This window comes from Lentzea chajnantorensis, from assembly GCF_054300775.1.
Map to the genome: position 1 here is coordinate 3,559,061 of NZ_JBSDZT010000002.1, position 17,075 is coordinate 3,576,135.

17 protein-coding genes and 2 pseudogenes are annotated in these 17,075 nt (G+C 70.3%); 11 read left to right on the top strand and 8 right to left on the bottom strand.

The window, feature by feature from the left end; genetic code table 11:
* The first annotated feature begins 55 nt into the window (after window positions 1–55).
* Window positions 56–905, top strand: a pseudogene (gene pdxS / locus ACVDFE_RS18230) (pyridoxal 5'-phosphate synthase lyase subunit PdxS).
* Here pdxS and helR read toward each other — a convergent pair.
* The 3 genes and pseudogenes from helR to ACVDFE_RS18245 all read right to left on the bottom strand — a co-directional run bounded on the left by helR (window position 853) and on the right by ACVDFE_RS18245 (window position 4,507).
* The gene (gene helR, locus ACVDFE_RS18235) at window positions 853–3,150 is read right to left on the bottom strand and encodes an RNA polymerase recycling motor ATPase HelR (RefSeq protein ID WP_458431179.1); all 2,298 of its coding nucleotides are present in this window, start codon (window positions 3,148–3,150) and stop codon (window positions 853–855) included. The pseudogene pdxS and the gene helR overlap by 53 nt on opposite strands.
* 89 nt (window positions 3,151–3,239) lie before the next feature.
* A complete protein-coding gene (locus tag ACVDFE_RS18240) occupies window positions 3,240–3,854 on the bottom strand; it encodes an LppU/SCO3897 family protein (RefSeq protein ID WP_458431180.1) in 615 nt (204 codons plus the stop codon).
* Between the two features lie 67 nt (window positions 3,855–3,921).
* Window positions 3,922–4,507: pseudogene (locus tag ACVDFE_RS18245) on the bottom strand (helix-turn-helix domain-containing protein).
* Between the two features lie 73 nt (window positions 4,508–4,580).
* Here ACVDFE_RS18245 and ACVDFE_RS18250 point away from each other — a divergent pair.
* Entirely contained in the window at window positions 4,581–5,249 is a 669-nt protein-coding gene (locus tag ACVDFE_RS18250; protein WP_458431181.1) for an AzlC family ABC transporter permease, read from the top strand.
* On the top strand, window positions 5,228–5,536 hold the full coding sequence (locus tag ACVDFE_RS18255; RefSeq protein WP_360391540.1) for an AzlD domain-containing protein: 309 nt from the start codon (window positions 5,228–5,230) through the stop codon (window positions 5,534–5,536). Before ACVDFE_RS18250 ends, ACVDFE_RS18255 begins: the two co-directional genes overlap by 22 nt.
* Here the strand turns inward: ACVDFE_RS18255 and ACVDFE_RS18260 are convergent.
* Window positions 5,533–5,973 carry an Lrp/AsnC family transcriptional regulator gene (locus ACVDFE_RS18260; RefSeq protein ID WP_360391538.1) on the bottom strand — a complete coding sequence of 147 codons (441 nt, stop codon included), beginning with the start codon at window positions 5,971–5,973 and terminating at the stop codon, window positions 5,533–5,535. The genes ACVDFE_RS18255 and ACVDFE_RS18260 overlap by 4 nt on opposite strands.
* 74 nt (window positions 5,974–6,047) lie before the next feature.
* Between ACVDFE_RS18260 and ACVDFE_RS18265 the strand changes: the two genes are divergently transcribed.
* Complete coding sequence (locus tag ACVDFE_RS18265) at window positions 6,048–7,235, top strand: trans-sulfuration enzyme family protein (protein ID WP_360391535.1); 1,188 nt, start codon at window positions 6,048–6,050, stop codon at window positions 7,233–7,235.
* A 139-nt stretch (window positions 7,236–7,374) separates the two neighbouring features.
* Window positions 7,375–8,709, top strand: coding sequence for an amino acid permease (locus ACVDFE_RS18270; protein ID WP_360392666.1), 1,335 nt, complete (start codon window positions 7,375–7,377; stop codon window positions 8,707–8,709).
* Between the two features lie 85 nt (window positions 8,710–8,794).
* Here ACVDFE_RS18270 and ACVDFE_RS18275 read toward each other — a convergent pair whose 3' ends face one another.
* Window positions 8,795–9,424, bottom strand: coding sequence for a GNAT family N-acetyltransferase (locus tag ACVDFE_RS18275; RefSeq protein ID WP_458431182.1), 630 nt, complete (start codon window positions 9,422–9,424; stop codon window positions 8,795–8,797).
* Between the two features lie 72 nt (window positions 9,425–9,496).
* Between ACVDFE_RS18275 and pdxT the strand changes: the two genes are divergently transcribed.
* From pdxT to ACVDFE_RS18295, 4 genes are all read left to right on the top strand, one after another.
* Complete coding sequence (pdxT, locus tag ACVDFE_RS18280; RefSeq protein ID WP_458431183.1) at window positions 9,497–10,120, top strand: pyridoxal 5'-phosphate synthase glutaminase subunit PdxT; 624 nt, start codon at window positions 9,497–9,499, stop codon at window positions 10,118–10,120.
* Window positions 10,117–10,866 (top strand): YebC/PmpR family DNA-binding transcriptional regulator, encoded by a 750-nt coding sequence (locus tag ACVDFE_RS18285; RefSeq protein ID WP_360391528.1) that lies wholly within the window; start codon window positions 10,117–10,119, stop codon window positions 10,864–10,866. Before pdxT ends, ACVDFE_RS18285 begins: the two co-directional genes overlap by 4 nt.
* Before the next feature lie 73 nt (window positions 10,867–10,939).
* Window positions 10,940–11,440 carry a DUF4262 domain-containing protein gene (locus ACVDFE_RS18290; RefSeq protein WP_458431184.1) on the top strand — a complete coding sequence of 167 codons (501 nt, stop codon included), beginning with the start codon at window positions 10,940–10,942 and terminating at the stop codon, window positions 11,438–11,440.
* Window positions 11,437–11,904, top strand: coding sequence for a GNAT family N-acetyltransferase (locus ACVDFE_RS18295; RefSeq protein WP_360400094.1), 468 nt, complete (start codon window positions 11,437–11,439; stop codon window positions 11,902–11,904). Before ACVDFE_RS18290 ends, ACVDFE_RS18295 begins: the two co-directional genes overlap by 4 nt.
* A 332-nt stretch (window positions 11,905–12,236) precedes the next feature.
* Here ACVDFE_RS18295 and ACVDFE_RS18300 read toward each other — a convergent pair whose 3' ends face one another.
* Window positions 12,237–12,770: a TIGR03086 family metal-binding protein gene (locus ACVDFE_RS18300; RefSeq protein WP_360400097.1), complete on the bottom strand. Its 534-nt coding sequence runs from the start codon at window positions 12,768–12,770 to the stop codon at window positions 12,237–12,239.
* A 178-nt stretch (window positions 12,771–12,948) separates the two neighbouring features.
* On the opposite strand from ACVDFE_RS18300, the gene ACVDFE_RS18305 reads away from it, so the two are divergent.
* Entirely contained in the window at window positions 12,949–14,421 is a 1,473-nt protein-coding gene (locus ACVDFE_RS18305; protein WP_458431185.1) for a peptide MFS transporter, read from the top strand.
* A gap of 154 nt (window positions 14,422–14,575) precedes the next feature.
* Here the strand turns inward: ACVDFE_RS18305 and ACVDFE_RS18310 are convergent, their stop codons facing one another.
* Both ACVDFE_RS18310 and ACVDFE_RS18315 read right to left on the bottom strand, forming a co-directional pair.
* A complete protein-coding gene (locus tag ACVDFE_RS18310; RefSeq protein ID WP_458431186.1) occupies window positions 14,576–15,865 on the bottom strand; it encodes a cytochrome P450 in 1,290 nt (429 codons plus the stop codon).
* A gap of 31 nt (window positions 15,866–15,896) precedes the next feature.
* Window positions 15,897–16,490 (bottom strand): TetR/AcrR family transcriptional regulator, encoded by a 594-nt coding sequence (locus ACVDFE_RS18315; protein WP_360400106.1) that lies wholly within the window; start codon window positions 16,488–16,490, stop codon window positions 15,897–15,899.
* Between the two features lie 140 nt (window positions 16,491–16,630).
* Between ACVDFE_RS18315 and ACVDFE_RS18320 the strand changes: the two genes are divergently transcribed.
* A complete protein-coding gene (locus tag ACVDFE_RS18320) occupies window positions 16,631–16,795 on the top strand; it encodes a hypothetical protein (protein WP_360400109.1) in 165 nt (54 codons plus the stop codon).
* Window positions 16,796–17,075: the final 280 nt, after the last annotated feature.

Genomic DNA, 17,075 nt, shown 5'->3' on the forward strand with positions numbered 1-17,075 from the left:
GGTCCCCAGGGTGAGCACTGACCAGGTCACGGGCACTGCCCGCGTCAAGCGCGGCATGGCCGAGATGCTCAAGGGCGGCGTCATCATGGACGTGGTCGACGCCACCCAGGCGAAGATCGCGGAGGACGCCGGCGCCGTCGCCGTCATGGCGCTCGAACGCGTGCCCGCGGACATCCGCGCGCAGGGCGGCGTGGCCAGGATGAGCGACCCCGACCTGATCGACGGCATCATCAACGCCGTCTCGATCCCGGTGATGGCCAAGGCCCGCATCGGCCACTTCGTCGAGGCGCAGGTGCTCGCGTCGCTCGGTGTCGACTACATCGACGAGTCCGAGGTGCTCACGCCGGCCGACTACGCCAACCACATCGACAAGTGGGCGTTCACCGTCCCCTTCGTGTGCGGTGCGACGAACCTGGGCGAGGCGCTGCGCCGCATCACCGAGGGCGCGGCGATGATCCGCTCCAAGGGCGAGGCCGGCACGGGCGACGTCTCGAACGCCACCACGCACATGCGCAAGATCCGCCAGGAGATCCGCCGCCTGCAGAACCTGCCGGAGGACGAGCTGTACGTGGCCGCCAAGGAGCTTCCAGGCGCCGTACGAGCTCGTGAAGGAGGTCGCGCAGAACGGCAAGCTGCCCGTGGTGCTGTTCACCGCCGGCGGCATCGCGACCCCGGCCGACGCCGCGATGATGATGCAGCTCGGCGCCGAGGGCGTGTTCGTCGGCTCCGGCATCTTCAAGTCCGGCAACCCGGCCCAGCGCGCCGAGGCCATCGTGAAGGCCACCACCTTCCACGACGACCCCGACGTCATCGCGAAGGTCTCGCGCGGCCTGGGCGAGGCCATGGTCGGCATCAACGTCGAGGACGTCCCGGAGCCGCACCGCCTGGCCGAGCGCGGCTGGTAACCGGTCCCGCGAGGAACGCCGAGGGGCCGCACCCACTCCGGGTGCGGCCCCTCCTCGCGTCCGTCAGCCCACCGGCCGCAACGAGCTGCAACGCCTCCGGCAACGGGCCGTGGTGCAGCACGCCGAGCCGTTGCGTGGCACGGGTCAGCGCCACGTACAGCTCCGCCGCCCCGCGCGGGCCGTCCGCGAGGATCCGCTCCGGCTCCACCACGAGCACCGAGTCGAACTCCAGGCCCTTCGTCTCCGCGGCGGGCACCGTGCCGGGCACGCCGGGCGGGCCGATCACGACGCTCGTGCCTTCCAGGGCCGCCTCCGCCGCGACGAACTCCTCGATCGCCGCCGGCAGCTCCGCGGTGCTCACCTGGCGGGCCCACGGCTGGACACCGTTGGCGCGCACCGACTCCGGGGCCTGCACGTCGGGTGCGAACTCGGCGAGCACGCGGGCGGCGACGGCCATGATCTCGGCCGGGGTGCGGTAGTTGACCGTCAGCGAGCGGTAGACCCAGCGGTCCTTCACGTACGGGTCGAGCATGTCGCCCCACGTCACGGCACCGGCGGCGGTGCGGCGCTGGGCCAGGTCGCCGACGACGGTGAACGACCGGCCGGGGCAGCGCCGCATCAGCACCCGCCAGTCCATCTCGGACAGTTCCTGCGCCTCGTCGACGACGACGTGGCGGTAGGTCCAGTCGCGGTCGGCGGTGGCGCGTTCGGCGAGGGTGCGGGTGTCGTGCTCCACGAACCGGACGGCCAGGTCCTCCGCCCGCAGCAGGTCGGTGGCGAAGAGGTGGTCCTCGTCGTCCATGTGGTCCTGGCGGTTGGTCATGCTGTCCAGCACGGCCTCGGCGTAGGCGGTCTCGGCCTTGCGCTCCTCCAGCGCCGCCCGCTCGCGGGTCATCTCGGTGATCTTGTCGCGGCCCAGCAGGTCGTGCAGCTCGTCGAGCAGCGGCACGTCCGAGACCGTCCACGCGGTACCGTCGGCGCGCAGCAGCGCCGGGTCACCGCCGGCCGCGGCCAGCAGGTCGGGTGAGGACAGCAGCGACGAAAGCAGGGACTGCGGCGTCAGCACCGGCCACAGCTCGTCCACCGCGGCCAGGAACCGGTCGTCCTCCGCCAGGTCCTTCAGCAGGCCGGACCGCATGTCCTCCCAGCCCTGCTTGTCCTCGCGCGACAGCCAGCCCTTGCCGATGCGGGCGATCGCGCGCTCGGTCAGCACGTAGGTGACGATCTCCACGAACGTCGCGCGCGCCTCGTTGTGCGGCAGCCCGGTGTCGCGGGCCTCCTGGCGGGCCCACTCGGCGGTCTCGGCGTTGATGTGGACGGTGACGTCCTTCAGGCCGACGGGGATCGGCTCCTCCGGCAGGCGCTGGCGGCCGGCGATCGCGGCCGCGAGCACGTCGAGCATCTTCAGCGACCCCTTGAGCCGCGCGGCGTCCGCCGGGTCCTCCGCGGTGACCTTCAGGCCGGGCACGAAGTCGCCGGTGGTCATGAACACCACGTCGGACTCGCCCAGCGACGGCAGCACCCGCCCGATGTGGGTGAGGAACGCCGGGTTCGGGCCCACGACGAGCACGCCGTGGCGTTCCATCCGCTCCCGCTGCGTGTAGAGCAGGTACGCGACGCGGTGCAGCGCCACGACCGTCTTGCCGGTGCCGGGCCCGCCCTCGATCACCAGCACACCGGGGTGCTCGAGCCGGATGATCGCGTCCTGCTCGGCCTGGATCGTCGCCACGATGTCGCGCATGCCCTCGCCGCGCGGCGCGTTGACCGCCGCCAGCAGTGCCGCGTCCCCGCGCTCGCCGGCGTCGGGCCGGCCGAAGACCTCGTCGGTGAAGCCGACCAGCGCGCGCCGGTTCGTGTGGAACTGGCGCCGCCGCCGCATGCCCTCGGAGTTCGCGCCCGTGGCCGTGTAGAACGGCCGCGCGGACGGCGCCCGCCAGTCCAGCAGCACCGGCTCGAAGTCGCGCTCCTCGTCGAAGATGCCGATGCGGCCGATGTAGGACACCTCGCCGTCGAGGCTGTCGAGCCGCCCGAAGCACAGGCCGTCGTCGGCCACCTCCAGCCGCTTCATCTCCTTGTGCCGGGCGCGCACCTCCTGGTCGCGCTCCATGACCGTGCCGCCGGTGCCGCGCAACGCGCTGGTGAACGCCCCCTTCACGCGCGCACGGTCGGCATCCAGCCGTGCGTACAGATCAGCAACGTAGGCGCGCTCGGACTGCAGTTCTGCTTCGTACCCCTGGTTTGACACGTGTTCCCCAAGCGCCTGGTTGTGGCTTAGCGCGATGAGTTTGAGGGATGAACGGGGGCTTGTGGCAAGGGCCCCTGTCTGCTATATGGTTAAGTGGGCCGGGAGAAGCAGTAGGTCGTCCTGGTCTCCGGGTAGACCAGCGCCTGCCGGACGTCCGTCCCGCACGCGGCCCCGTCGGCGGTGTTCGCCAGCACCCTCACCCGCAAGCCCACCCCGGTGCACTCGACCGCCGCCAGGTCGGTCTTGAGCGTGAAGAACTCGTAGCACCGGCCGTCGGCGAACACCGGCACGAGGCACACGCCCAGCCGGCCGCTGTAGCGGTACCGCGCGTAGTTGTCCTTCTTCGAGCCGCTCGCCGCACCGCAGTCCTCGCCCTGGCGCTGCAGGCTGCCGACCACGTAGTTGTGGGCGCCCGCCGCGCAGTCGACCGGCGTGTAGGTCGAGTCGAGCATGCCGCCCGCCACCCGCGCACAGTCGCCGAGGCGCGGCTCGTTCACGTCCTGCGGCGGCGTCCACGGCGTCGTGCTCGTCGGCGCGGCTTGGGTCTCGGGTGTCGGTTTCGTTGCCACGTAGTAGAAGGCGACGCCCAGCACGACGACGAGCGCGGCACCGGCGACCAGTGCGGCGCGGGCGATCCTGGCCGAACGCCGCTCCGGCGCCAGGTCGGGTTCCTCGGGCGAGAAGCTCGCGAACGGATCAGACATGTGTCCCCCCAGACGGTTTCCGGGGCGGAGTGTAGTTCGCGGACCGCGCCGCCACGGCGCTGCCGGGCTACGCGGTGTGCTCCATCACCATCACGGCCGTCGTGCCCGGCTCCAGCGCCTTGCAGATGTGCGGCAGGTCTCCCGGGTACACGATGTAGTCGCCCGGCCCGAGCTTCGACCGGGTCGCTGGCGAGGCCCGCGAGGCAGCGGCCGGTCGCCACGATCATGTGCTCGACGCTGCCCGGCACGTGCGGCTCCGACTCGCGGGCGCCGCCCGGTTCGAGCGCCAGCCAGTAGAGGTCGTGCTTGGTGCCGGGGCGGCAGGCGGCGAGCAGCGTCGCGGAGTAGTGCGCGCGCTCGGAGTGGATGACCGGCCCTTGGCCCGCGCGGATCACCTGGACGCGGGGGACGCCGGGTTCGACGAGCTGGCTGAACGGCACGCCCAGCGCGACGCCGAGCGCCCACAGGGTCTCCACGCTGGGGTTGCCGGCGCCGGACTCCAGCTGCGACAGCGTCGACTTCGCGATGCCCGCCTTCTTGGCCAGCTCGCTCAGGGACATGCCGCTGCGGTCGCGCTCCCGCCGGAGGTTGGCCGCGATGAGGTCGAGTGGTGCGTTCGACACAGAAGTCCATCCGTTCGTCTTGACGAACACCGATCCCGGGTGTTCATCTTATCGGGTGGTCCGTTCGATTTGGCGAACTCTGGATGCAGTCCTCCTGCGCGACGTGACCGCGGTGGCCCTCGGCGCCGCGGTGACCGGCGCCAGCTTCGGTGCGATCTCGGTGGGCTCCGGCCTGGCGTGGTGGGTGCCGGTGCTGATGTCGCTGCTGGTCTTCGCGGGTGGCTCGCAGTTCATGGCGGTGGGCGTGGTCGCCGCCGGCGGCAGCCCCGCCGCCGCGGTGCTGGCCGGTCTCGTGCTGAACGCTCGGCACCTGCCATTCGGCCTCGCGGTCGGGGACGTGCTCGGCAAGAGCCCGCTCGCCCGCGTCGTCGGCAGCCACCTGCTGATCGACGAGTCCACCGCGTTCGCCATGGCGCAGAAGGACCCCGCACGCGCACGGGCTGCCTACTGGGCGTGCGGCGTGGCGTTGTTCTTCAGCTGGAACACCGGCGTGCTCATCGGCGCGCTCGTGGGGCAGGCGATCGGGGACACGGCGGCGTTCGGCCTGGACGCGGCCTTCCCGGCGGCGCTGCTCGCCCTCACGCTCCCGGCCCTGAAGGACGCGGCGACGCGCAACGCGGCACTCGCCGGCGCCGTCATCGCGCTGGCGACGACGCCGTTCCTGCCCGCCGGTGTGCCCGTGCTGCTCGCGCTGGCAGGGCTCTTCGCGTTCCGCGCCCCGAAGAAGAAGACACCGACGAAGGAGGAGCCGTGCCCGTCACCGCGATCCTGATCCTGGCCGCCGGCACCTTCGCCATCCGCTTCGCCGGGCCGGTGCTGCGCGACCGAGTGACGCTGCCGGAGCGGGTCCGCGAGCTGATGTCCGCCTCCGCCACCGTGCTGCTGGTCGCCTTGGTGGCGATCTCGGCGCTGACGAGCGGAAAGCAGTTCGGCGGCTGGGCGCTCGCCGCCGGAGTGGCGGTCGGCGGTCTCGCGGCGTGGCGGAAACTGCCTTTTGTCGCAGTAATCGTCCTGGCCGCCGCGACCACCGCGGGACTGCGGTGGCTCGGCGTGGCCTAATGCTTTCTGATGTGCGAGAAAAGCAGGTTCGTGTGCACTTCGGTCACCTCTCGCCGACTGGTGAACTTGTCGAGCACGAGCCGTTGCAGATGAGCGACGTCGGACACCGCGACGTGCACCAGGAAATCCTCCGGACCCGTCACGTGGGAGAGCGCGAGCGTTTCCGGCAGGCCCAGCACGTACGCCATGAACGGGTCGACGATCTCCTTCGTGTGCGGCCGGATCTTCACCGCGAGCATCGCCTGGACGTGCTGCCCGACCGCGCTCGGGTCGACCTCGGCGTGGTAGCCGGTGATCACGCCGCGCTCCCGCAGCGCCCGGTGCCGGACCACGGCCGTGGACTGCGCGACGTTCACGCGTTCGGCCAGGTCCTTGTTCTGCAGCCGCGCGTCCTTCCGCAGCTCCCGCACGATGGCCTCGTCGATCGAATCCAGCACGGCGAATCGCCCTTCTGTCGAAACGGGTGCGGTTCCGTGCCCGCAGTGCCGAGGAAGTCTCCACCATTCCGGCCATGACGCGCATGGAGACCATCGCAGTGCACGGCGGCCGCGACGACCTCGCCGAGCTGGGCGTGCACGCTCCTCCCATCGACCTGTCCACCACCTACCCCGTGCCCGACCAGGCGCTCGGCGGGGCGGCGCTGGGGGAGTGGGCCACCGGCGCGGCGCACGCCGCGTCACCGGTGTACGCCCGGTTGCACAACCCGACCGTGGCGCGGTTCGAACAGGCGCTGGCCGCTCTGGAGCACACCGAGGCCGCCGTGGCCTTCGGCAGTGGCATGGCCGCGGTGACCGCCGTCGTCCAGGCCGCCTGCGTGATGGCGGGAAAACCGCACGTCGTGGCTGTGCGGCCGCTCTACGGCGGCACCGACCACCTGCTGTCGTCGGGTCTGCTGGGCGTCACCACGACGTACGTGGAGGCGGGCCTGGTGGCGTCTGCGATCCGGCCGGACACCGGCCTCGTCGTTGTCGAGACGCCGGCCAACCCCAACCTCGACCTCGTCGACATCGAGCACGTCGTGCGGCAGGCCGGCGCCGTCCCGGTCATGGTCGACAACACCTTCGCCACGCCGGTCCTGCAGAACCCGGCGCTGCACGGGGCGTCGTACGTGCTGCACTCCGGCACCAAGTACCTGGGCGGGCACGGTGACGTGCTCGGCGGCGTCGTGGCCTGCTCCGAGGAGCGCGCGGCGGCGTTGCGGCAGGTCAGGATCATCACCGGCGCCGTGCTGCACCCGCTGGGCGGCTACCTGCTGCACCGCGGGCTCGCCACGCTGCCGCTGCGGGTCGAGGCGGCGTCGCGGTCGGCGGCCGTCCTCGCCGCACGGCTGGCCGAGCACGACGCGGTGGAGTTCGTGCGCTACCCCGGCAGGACGGCGCAGATGCGCGGGACCGGCGCGATGATCGCGTTCGGCGTGCACGGCGACCCGGTCGAGGTGGTGCGGCGGCTGAAGCTGGTCACGCCCGCCGTCTCGCTGGGATCGGTCGACACCCTGATCGAGCACCCCTCGGCATTGACGCACCGGCTCGTTCCGGGAGAAGAACTGCGTGCTTCTGGCGTTCCGGACAATTTGCTGCGCATTTCCGTGGGACTCGAACACGTCGAGGACATTTGGGAAGACCTCGACGCGGCGTTGTGTGACGTCGCTTACGTTAAGCCTTCCCCAACTGATTTCTTGGTGATGACCGCCACTCACTAAGGTCCGGACGCATCAGCGCGTCGGGGCGCGGGAGGTTCCGACGCGGGCATTTTCCGTTTTCGGAAGGAACCTCCTCGTGAGTTCTGTGGAAACTGATGCGGACGGCTACACCAAGGCGCTGACCAAGCGCCAGGTGCAGATGATCGCAATCGGTGGCGCGATCGGCGTCGGCCTCTTCCTGGGCGCGGGCGGACGCCTCGCCGCGGCGGGGCCGTCGCTGATCCTGTCCTACGCGGTGTGCGGCCTCGCGGCGTTCTTCGTCATGCGCGCGCTGGGCGAGCTCGTCCTGCACCGCCCGGTGGCCGGCAGCTTCGTGGAGTACGCCCGCGAGTTCATCGGCCCGTGGGCGGGCTTCACCTCCGGCTGGATGTACTGGGTCAACTGGGCGATGACCGGCATCGCCGAGATCACCGCCGTCGCGATCTACATGCACAAGTGGTTCCCGGACATGCCGCAGTGGATCACCGCGCTGGTGGCGCTGGTCGTCCTCGTCGCGATCAACATGCTGTCGGTGAAGCTGTTCGGTGAGCTGGAGTTCTGGTTCAGCGTCATCAAGGTGACGGCGATCCTCGTCTTCCTGGTCACCGGCATCGCCCTGGTGATCAGCGCCGCGGACATCGGCGGCACAACCGCCTCGGTCTCCAACACCCTGGGCCACGGCGGCCTGTTCCCCGCTGGGTTCGGCGTCGCGCTGATGACCCTGCAGGCCGTGATCTTCGCCTACTCGGCCATCGAGCTGGTCGGCATCGCGGCCGGCGAGACCAAGAACCCCGAGAAGATCATGCCGCGCGCCATCAACGGCGTGGTCTACCGCATCGCCATCTTCTACGTCGGTTCCGTGCTGCTGCTGACGATGCTGCTGCCGTGGGACCACTACACCGGCACCGAGTCGCCGTTCGTGACCGTGTTCTCGGCGCTGGGCATCCCCGCGGTCGGCGACATCATGAACGCCGTGGTGCTCACCGCCGCGCTGTCCTCGTGCAACTCCGGCCTCTACTCCACCGGCCGCATCCTGCGGTCGCTGGCGCAGAAGGGCGAGGCACCGGCGTTCACCGGCAAGATGAACTCCCGGCACGTGCCCTACGGCGGCATCCTGTTCACCGGCGCCGCCTACCTGTTCGGCGTGGTGCTCAACTACACCGTCCCGAAGGACGCGTTCGACATCGCGATCGCCGTCGCCTCGCTCGGTGTGGTGTCCACGTGGGCCACGCTGATCGTCTGCCAGATGAAGCTGCGGCAGAAGGCGCTGCGGGGTGAGGTCGAACGGCCCTCCTACCGGATGCCCGGCGCGCCGTACACGTCGTGGCTGACGCTCGGGTTCCTCGCGCTCGTCGTCGGGCAGATGGCGTTCTCGTCCGGGCACGCGGAGCGGATCGCGTTCTGGTCCATTCCCGTCCTGGCGCTGGTGCTGTTCCTCGGCTGGCGGTTCGTGAAGTCGCGGCAGGCGCAGCAGGAGCCCGTGCCCGTCGACTGACCCTCCTCGGCTCAGCTCCTGCTCGGCTCAGGGCACGCGGGGACCTTTCGTACCCTCAGGGGGTACGAAAGGTCCCCGCGTGCCTTCAGGGAACGGGCAGGTGGGCCGCTGTGATGGGGGAGACGGCGGTCCAGCCGAGGGTCAGGTAGAGGGCGCGACCGGCTTCGGAGGCGACGAGGACGGCGCGGGTCGCACCCCGGGTCACGGCGGTGCGGGTCAGCTCCGACATCACCACGCTGCCCAGGCCACGCCTGCGGTGCGCGGGGCCGGTCTCCACCACGTCGACCACGGCGGCGCGCCCGTGCACCGCGACCCGGCCCTTCGCCGCGACCTCGCTCCCGGCGCGCACCACGGCCTCGGCCACGTCACCGGTGCCGCGCACCTCCACGGTGTAGGGGGCCGGCGGGGTCACGGGCGGCCGCGTCCCCAGCTCGACGCTCATCAGGTGCTCCGGCGCGCCGACCACCCACGCCGGGCCGAGCTCGACCTGGTCGCGCGCACCGCAGACCTTCAGCCACGTGCCGGGCTCGGACAACCCGGCGGCACGCGGTCCGGCCGCGGCCGGGTCCGGCAGGACGTAGCGCACCCGGTGCCCCGGCAGCCCGACGTCGATGCGGTAGCCGTCGGGCTCCTCGACGGGCGCAGGGGTGCCGCGGGACAGCGCCCAGCCCCTGACCCAGTCCTCGACGACGGCGGTGAGGTGCGAACCGGTCATGCGCCGATCCTGCCCCACGCGGGCGGCGGACCGGCGAGGTGTGCGCTGACCACCTCGAATAAGCTGGCAGGCATGGTTGCTGCCCCTCCCGTCATCGGCGTGCTCGCCCTCCAGGGTGACGTCCAGGAACACCTCGTGTCGCTCGCGAAGTGCGATGTCACCGCACGGCCCGTGCGGCGCGCAGAGGAGCTGGACGAGCTGGACGGGATCGTGCTCCCCGGTGGCGAGTCGACGACCATGAGCAAGCTGCTCGACAACTTCGAGCTGCTGGAGCCGCTGCGGGCCAAGATCAAGGCGGGCTTCCCCGCGTACGGGTCGTGCGCGGGCATGATCCTGCTCGCCAACACCGTCCTGGACGGCCGCGAGGACCAGCACCAGCTCGGCGGCCTGGACGTCACGGTCCGGCGCAACGCCTTCGGCCGGCAGGCCGACTCGTTCGAGACCGACCTGGACCTGGAGGGCGAGACGGTTCACGCCGTGTTCATCCGGGCACCTTGGGTGGAGGCGGTGCACAGCGGCGTCGAGGTGCTCGCTACGGTGCCCGTCACGGCTGAGGCGGGTGACGCCGCCGGTAGGATCGTCGCGGTCAGGCAGGGCAACGTGCTGGCCACGGCGTTCCACCCGGAGCTCACGGGGGACGAGCGCGTTCACCGACTGTTCGTTGACATGGTCCGAAGTTCGACGGAGGAGAAATGAGCGGCCACTCCAAGTGGGCGACCACCAAGCACAAGAAGGCCGCTATTGACGCCAAGCGCGGCAAGCTGTTCGCGCGGCTGATCAAGAACATCGAGGTGGCCGCCCGCACCGGTGGTGGCGACCCCGACGGCAACCCGACGCTCTTCGACGCGATCCAGAAGGCCCGCAAGAACTCGGTGCCGCTGGACAACATCGAACGGGCCCGCAAGCGCGGCGGCGGCGAGGAGGCCGGCGGCGCCGACTGGCAGACCATCATGTACGAGGGCTACGGGCCCAACGGTGTCGCGGTGCTCATCGAGTGCCTCACCGACAACCGCAACCGCGCCGCCACCGAGGTCCGCACGGCCATGACCCGCAACGGCGGTTCGATGGCCGACCCCGGTTCGGTGTCGTACATGTTCAGCCGCAAGGGCGTCGTCATCGTGCCGAAGGCGGGCACGACCGAGGACGACGTGATGATGGCGGTGCTCGAAGCGGGTGCCGAGGAGGTCAACGACCTGGGGGAGGCCTTCGAGGTCGTCTCCGAGGCCGGCGACCTGATCCCGGTGCGCAAGGCGCTGCAGGACGCGGGCATCGACTACGAGTCGGCCGAGTCGAGCTTCCTGCCGTCGGTGTCCGTCGCGCTCGAGGCGGAGGGCGCCAAGAAGATCTTCAAGCTGATCGACGCGCTGGAGGACTGCGACGACGTGCAGAACGTCTTCGCGAACTTCGACGTGTCCGACGAGGTCATGGCCGAGGTCGGCTGACCTCTTCCGGCGGTGGGCGGGCGGGTGGGCCGGACGGCTCACCCGCCCGTTCCGTGTGCGTAGGGTGGGTTTCGTGCTTTCCGACGAGGACATCGAGTTGCGTGCCCGGCTGCTCTCCCTGGCCGACCGGCACGGTCACGCCACCATCGTCGTGCCACCGGACGCCGAGGGAGCGGGCTACGTCTTCTCGGTCGGCGCGTGGCGGCGGTTCGGGGTGGCCGAGGCGGTCGTGATCGGACTCGACCAGGGCATGGGCGAGACGCTCGTCAACGCGTACGTCAAGCGGGCGAGCGCAGGGGAGCGGTTCGTGCCGGGGCAGCTGTACTTCGACTTCTTCACCGGCGTGCCGATCACGTTCGAACGCGTCTACAAGGGCTTCTACCCGGAGTTCCTCGGCAGCGCCTACCTGCTCTACGACGGCTCCGAGTTCGCCGCCGTGCAGATCATCGTGCCGACACCGCAGGGCCACTGGCCGTGGCAGCCCGACGCGCCCGCCGGGTTCGGCGACCACCAGCTCGTCCTCACCGAGAGCGGTGTGCCGGAGAGCTGGACGCCGGGGGTCAACGGGCCGTGAGCATCCGGATCAGGGCACTCGACGCCGACCGGGCGGGTGAGGTCATGACCGTGCAGCGGGCCGCCTACCTGGTCGAGGCTCGCCGGTACGGCGCGTGGGACCTGCCGCCGCTGGTGGAGACGCTCGCGCAGGTGCGGGACCACATCTCCTCCGGGCAGCCCGCGCTCGGCGCGTTCGACGGGCACCGGCTCGTCGGCAGCGTGCGCGGCAACGTCGACGGGGACCGCATGGAGGTCGCCCGCCTGTTCGTGGCGCCCGACCAGCAGGGCAGGGGGATCGGCAGGAAGCTCCTCGACGCGGCCGCCGGTGCCGCGCCGAGCGGGGTCGACGTCCTGTGGCTGTTCACCGGTGCCCGCAGCGAGGAGAACATCCGGCTGTACGAGAGCGCCGGGTTCGTGAAGATCAGCGAGCGCGTCGACGGGCTGGGCATCACACTCGTCACGTTGGAGCGGAAGGTCATCTGAGGTTCAGGTGCCGGTCACGGGCGGCTGGCAGAGTCCTGGGCGGTCCACCCACGACCACACACCGGTGCGGACGTCGATCACACGTCGGCTGATCCGTCCGGCACCCCGCGCCCCCTGGCACATCCGGTGCCAGGGGGCGCGTCGCGTCGTGGCAGCGGGTTGTCCGGAGGTCGTTGTCCGGTGGTCGTGCGCCGACACCGGACAACGCCGCGGGCGGTAGAACTTGCGGTGCGGCCGGAACCGGGGGTCACCGGCCGCGCAGTGGGGGATGAGCGCCCCGCCTCGCAGGAGGCGAGGGGGATGCGGGGCGGGGCGCTTGCACACCGGAAGGGCTACGGCTTGCGTCCCAGCAGTCCGATCAGGCGGGTCTGGTCGTCCGCGTCCCGAGCGACCGGGACGGCCGAGTCGAACATCGGCGTCGCACTCCACTCGTCGGCGTTGCGCTCCACGTACGCGAGCACCGTCGCGGCCAGGTCCGGGTCTATGCGCTCGTCGGCGCCGATCGAGCGCGCCAGGTCCCACGCGTGCACCGCGAGGTCCGTCGTCATCTGCCAGCAGTACTCGGCGGCGTCCAGCAGCCCGCTCGACACGTGCACCGGCCGCGACAGCGCGTCGGGCTCCAGCCACGCCTCGCGCGCCGCCGCCGCGGCCACCACCCAGGACACCAGCGGGTCGTCGCCGAGGTTGTCGTGGTCGAACCGGTCACCGACCTGCTCGGTGGTGCAGCCCGCCAGCAGCTCCGGCGCCCAGAGCTGCTCGTGGACCAGATGGCCCACCAGATCTCTGACCGACCACTCCCGGCAGGGGGTACCCAGCTCCCACTGGTCGGGGGCGATTTCCCGCACCCGACGGTCGAACTCCGTCATTGCGAGGCCGTGCGCCTGGATCAAGTCCACCCCAGCAGTGCATCAAACACCGCCCGACCCCGCACGACGGCCTGAGAGTTGGGCCACTTGGACGCAACCCCGATTGCAAACAGTACGAGCGTTCGGCGTAATGTGCACCGGATCCGCCGTGACATCGTTGACACGAGAGGACGATGACGTGAGCGCCCCTAGCGCCAGCATCCCCGGCAAGCAGGACACGGGCTTCTTCGGCCACCCCCGAGGCCTGTCCACGCTCTTCTTCACCGAACTGTGGGAGCGGTTCTCGTTCTACGGGATGAAGGCCATCCTCGGCCTCTACCTGTGGACGGCCGTGTCCGAGGGCGGTCTCGGCGTCGACAAGGCGCTGGCGTTGTCCGTCGTGGCCATCTACGGCACCGCGGTCTACATGTCCGGCGTCGCCGGCGGCTGGCTCGCCGACCGCGTGTGGGGTGGCCAGCGCGCCACCTTCTACGGCGGCGTCCTGATCATGTGCGGCCACATCGCACTGGCGCTGCCGATCGGCATCACCGGCGTGTACGTCGGCCTGATCTTCATCGTGTTCGGCACCGGCCTGCTCAAGCCGAACATCTCGACGGTCGTCGGCGGCCTGTACGACAAGACCGACACCCGCCGCGACGCCGGCTTCACGATCTTCTACATGGCGATCAACATCGGTGGCTTCGTGTCGCCGCTGATCACCGGCGCGCTCGCGGACGGCATCGGCTTCCACGCCGGGTTCGCCGTCGCCGCGGTCGGCATGGCGCTGGGCCTCGTCCAGTACCGCCTGGGCCGCAAGCACCTGCGCGGGTCCGCGGCCGTGGCGCCGAACCCGCTGCCGCACCAGGAGAAGGGCCGCGTCTACGGCCTCATCGCCGGTGTCGCCGTCGCCATCGCCGCGCTCGGCGTGGTCTCCTACCTCCTCGGTGACGTCGAGGGCGTCATCCTGATGATCAGCATCATGTCGATCGTCCTGCCGATCGCGTACTTCACCGTCATGCTGCGCAGCCCGAAGACGCTGCCGGAGGAGAAGCCGCGGGTCGTCGCCTACATCCCGCTGTTCGTCGCCGCCGCCATGTTCTGGCTGATCTTCGAGCAGAGCGCCTCGGTCATCGCCGAGTTCGCCGACTCCCGCGTCGACAACCACGTGTTCGGCTGGGAGTTCCCGGTCGCGTGGTTCCAGTCGATCAACCCGATCATGATCATCGCCTTGGCGCCGCTGTTCGCGCTGCTGTGGGTGAAGCTCGGCAAGCGGGCGCCGTCCACGCCCCGCAAGTTCGCCGGTGCGCTCGTGCTCGTCGGCCTGTCGTTCGTGCTCATGTACTTCGCGAGCAACTCGGCGGCCGACGGCAAGGTGACGCCGCTGTGGCTGGTGCTGATGTTCCTGATCATGACCGCCGGTGAGCTGATGCTGTCGCCGGTGGGCCTGTCGGTGACGACGAAGCTGGCGCCGCGCGCGTTCGCCTCGCAGACGATGAGCCTGTGGTTCCTCGCGACCTCGGCCGGCACCGGTGTGGCCGCGCAGCTCGTGAAGTTCTACACGACGAGCCCGTCGGCGTACTTCCTCACGCTGGGCGGTGCGGCCGTGGTCTTCGGCATCGCGCTGGGCGTGGCGGCCCCTGCCATCAGGAAGCTGATGTCGGGCGTCGAGTGAGGCGCACAAGGCGAGAGGGAGGCCCGTCGCGGCGGCGGTGCGGCGGGTCTCCCTCTCGCCTTCAAGCATGCACTACGGAGATGTGTCATTGGGGCACGAACATTGCTCCGGACAGGTGAAGTAGGGCACGTGCGCCCGCGAATTTCGCCCCACGTCAGGTCTGCTTCACCGCCAGTGATCGTTTGGGCTCGTTCGCGCGAACCGGAAGTCGCAACGCGCCGCGGATGAGCTTCGACCTGCGCCGCGCCATCGGGCCGTCCTGTGCGAGGTTCGGGAAGCGCTTGAAGAGCTCGTGCAACGCGACCGCGCCCTCGATGCGCGACAGGCCCGCGCCGATGCAGTAGTGGATGCCCGCGGAGAACGCGAGGTGCTCGCGCGCGTTGGACCGCGTCGGGTCGAACGTGAGCGGGTCGGAGAACACTCGCGGGTCACGGTTGGCCGCCGCGAGCAGCAGCATCACCGGCATGCCCTTCGGCAGGGAGACGCCGGCCAGCTCAAGGCGTTCCTTCGGCCAGCGGATCGTGTACTGCACCGGCGGGTCGAGCCGCAGCACCTCCTCGACGAACCCCTCCGCGTACTCCGGGCTCTGCGCGAGCGGCGCGACCGTGTGCGGGTTCTCGAACGCCTTCAGCACGCCGTTGCCGATCAGGTTGACCGTCGTCTCGAACCCGGCGAACAGCAGCAACCCGGTGGTGGCGACCAGGTCCTCGCGGCTGAGGTCCGCGTGCTGGGTCACGAGGTGGCTGACGATGTCGTCCTGCGGGTTGCGCCGCCGCTCGTCCATCAGCCCGTCGATGAAGTCGTTGTACTCGACGATCGTGGCGTGCAGGTCCCTGAGCTGCTTGTGCGACCAGACGCCGTCGAGCGTCTCGGCCAGCGACGAACCCCAGCAGGCGAACAGCGCCCTGTCGTCGTCCGGCACGCCCAGCAGGTCCGCGATCACCTGGATCGGCACCTGGGACGCGAACTCCGCCACCACGTCGAACCGGTCGTCCAGCCGGTCGAGGTGGTCCGTGACGATCTTCTGGATCGACGCGGTGCGGTCCTTCAGCGCACGAGGGGTGAAGAACGGCTGCACCAGCCTGCGCAGCCGGGTGTGGTCCGGCGGGTTCTTCATCAGGAACGAGTCCTGCACCGGGTTCACGACCTTGTGGCCGTCCTTGACCAGCGTGATCGGGATCATCGACGCCTCGTCGAACGTCGCCGTGACGAACCGCGGGTCACGCAGCACCGAGTCGCACAACGCGCGCGACGGCGTGACGTAGGCGCCCATCTTGCTGCGCACCATGTCGCCCTTGGCGCGCACCTTCTCGTACATCGAGTACGGGTCGCGGTCCGGCGGTGATGCCATGACACCGGCGTACGGGTCACCGATCAGCGCATAGCCGCGCACGAGAGAGCGGAGCGCGAAGAACTGGACGGTGGTCTTCAGCGAGGACGGCATGCGTCCACAGTGGGGTTTACGTGAAAAACCTTCAAGAGCTGCGGCGGTGGCGGCGCACGGTTTCTTCGACGAGGTCGAGCACCGGCTCCATGTCGTCGGCCGGCAGCCCCATCGCCAGGTGCGACACCAGGCCCTCCAGCACCAGCTCCAGGAAGCTCGTCAGCACCGTCACGTCGACGTCGTCGCGCAGGTTGCCGGCCTCCCGCTGCCGGAGCAGGCGCTGCCGGGTCGCGGCCGTCAACTGCTCGGACCGCTCGGCCCACCGCGCGCGGAAGTCGGGGTCGGTGCGCAGCCGCCGGGAGACCTCCAGGCGCGTGCCCAGCCAGTCCGCCGCGTGGCCCTCGTCGCGCTTCTCCGGCTCGTCGAGCAGGTCGCGCATGACCTGGACCAGGCCCTGCTCGGCCACGACGTCGGCCATCCGCAGCGCGTCGTCCTCCGCGAGGGCGAGGAAGAGCGACTCCTTGTCCCGGAAGTGGTGGAAGATCGCACCGCGGGACAGTCCCGTGGCCTCTTCGAGACGGCGTACCGTGGCACCCTCGTAGCCGTGGCGCGCAAAGCAAGCACGCGCACCGTCGAGGATCTGGCGACGGCGGGCGTCTAGGTGGTCCTGGCTGACCCTGGGCACCGGTAGATGGTCCCAGGACGGGGACCGGAAATCCAATCCGTACGTACGGATTGGACAGCTCCATCCGTGTGATCCTTTCGAGTGGATCTCCGGCCTGGCCTGTCCCGGTGGCGGCGTGAGCGCCAATATCCTCCTGCGCCATGGAGACGCACGAGTTCGTCAAGCTGTCGGCGCTCGCCGAGCGCCTCGGGTGGCGGCGGCGCGTCTCGACCGGCGTCCACGTGGTCGACCTCCTGCTCAGCCGCACGACCACCGACCTCATCGCGGCGCTCGCGGAGAACCGGGACCGGGAACGGTCCGGCTGACCTCGGCAGACCGCGGACGGCACCGCCACCTCGTCGACCAGCAGGTCTACGGCCGCCTGCGCACGGTGGAGGTCGACATCTGGCTGACTCCACCGCCAGTAGAAGCAGCGGGGGAGGCGCGGGGCGTGAACGTGAACGAAGCGGGCAACTCGACACATCCGCCACGCAAACCCCCTGGGCACACGCGTGTGCGCACGCCACGTCGTTGATCTGTAAGGATTTGCACGTCCGCGAGAGCGTGCGAGCCGCAATGCCCGCGTGTAGCGTCGAATGCGCTTAT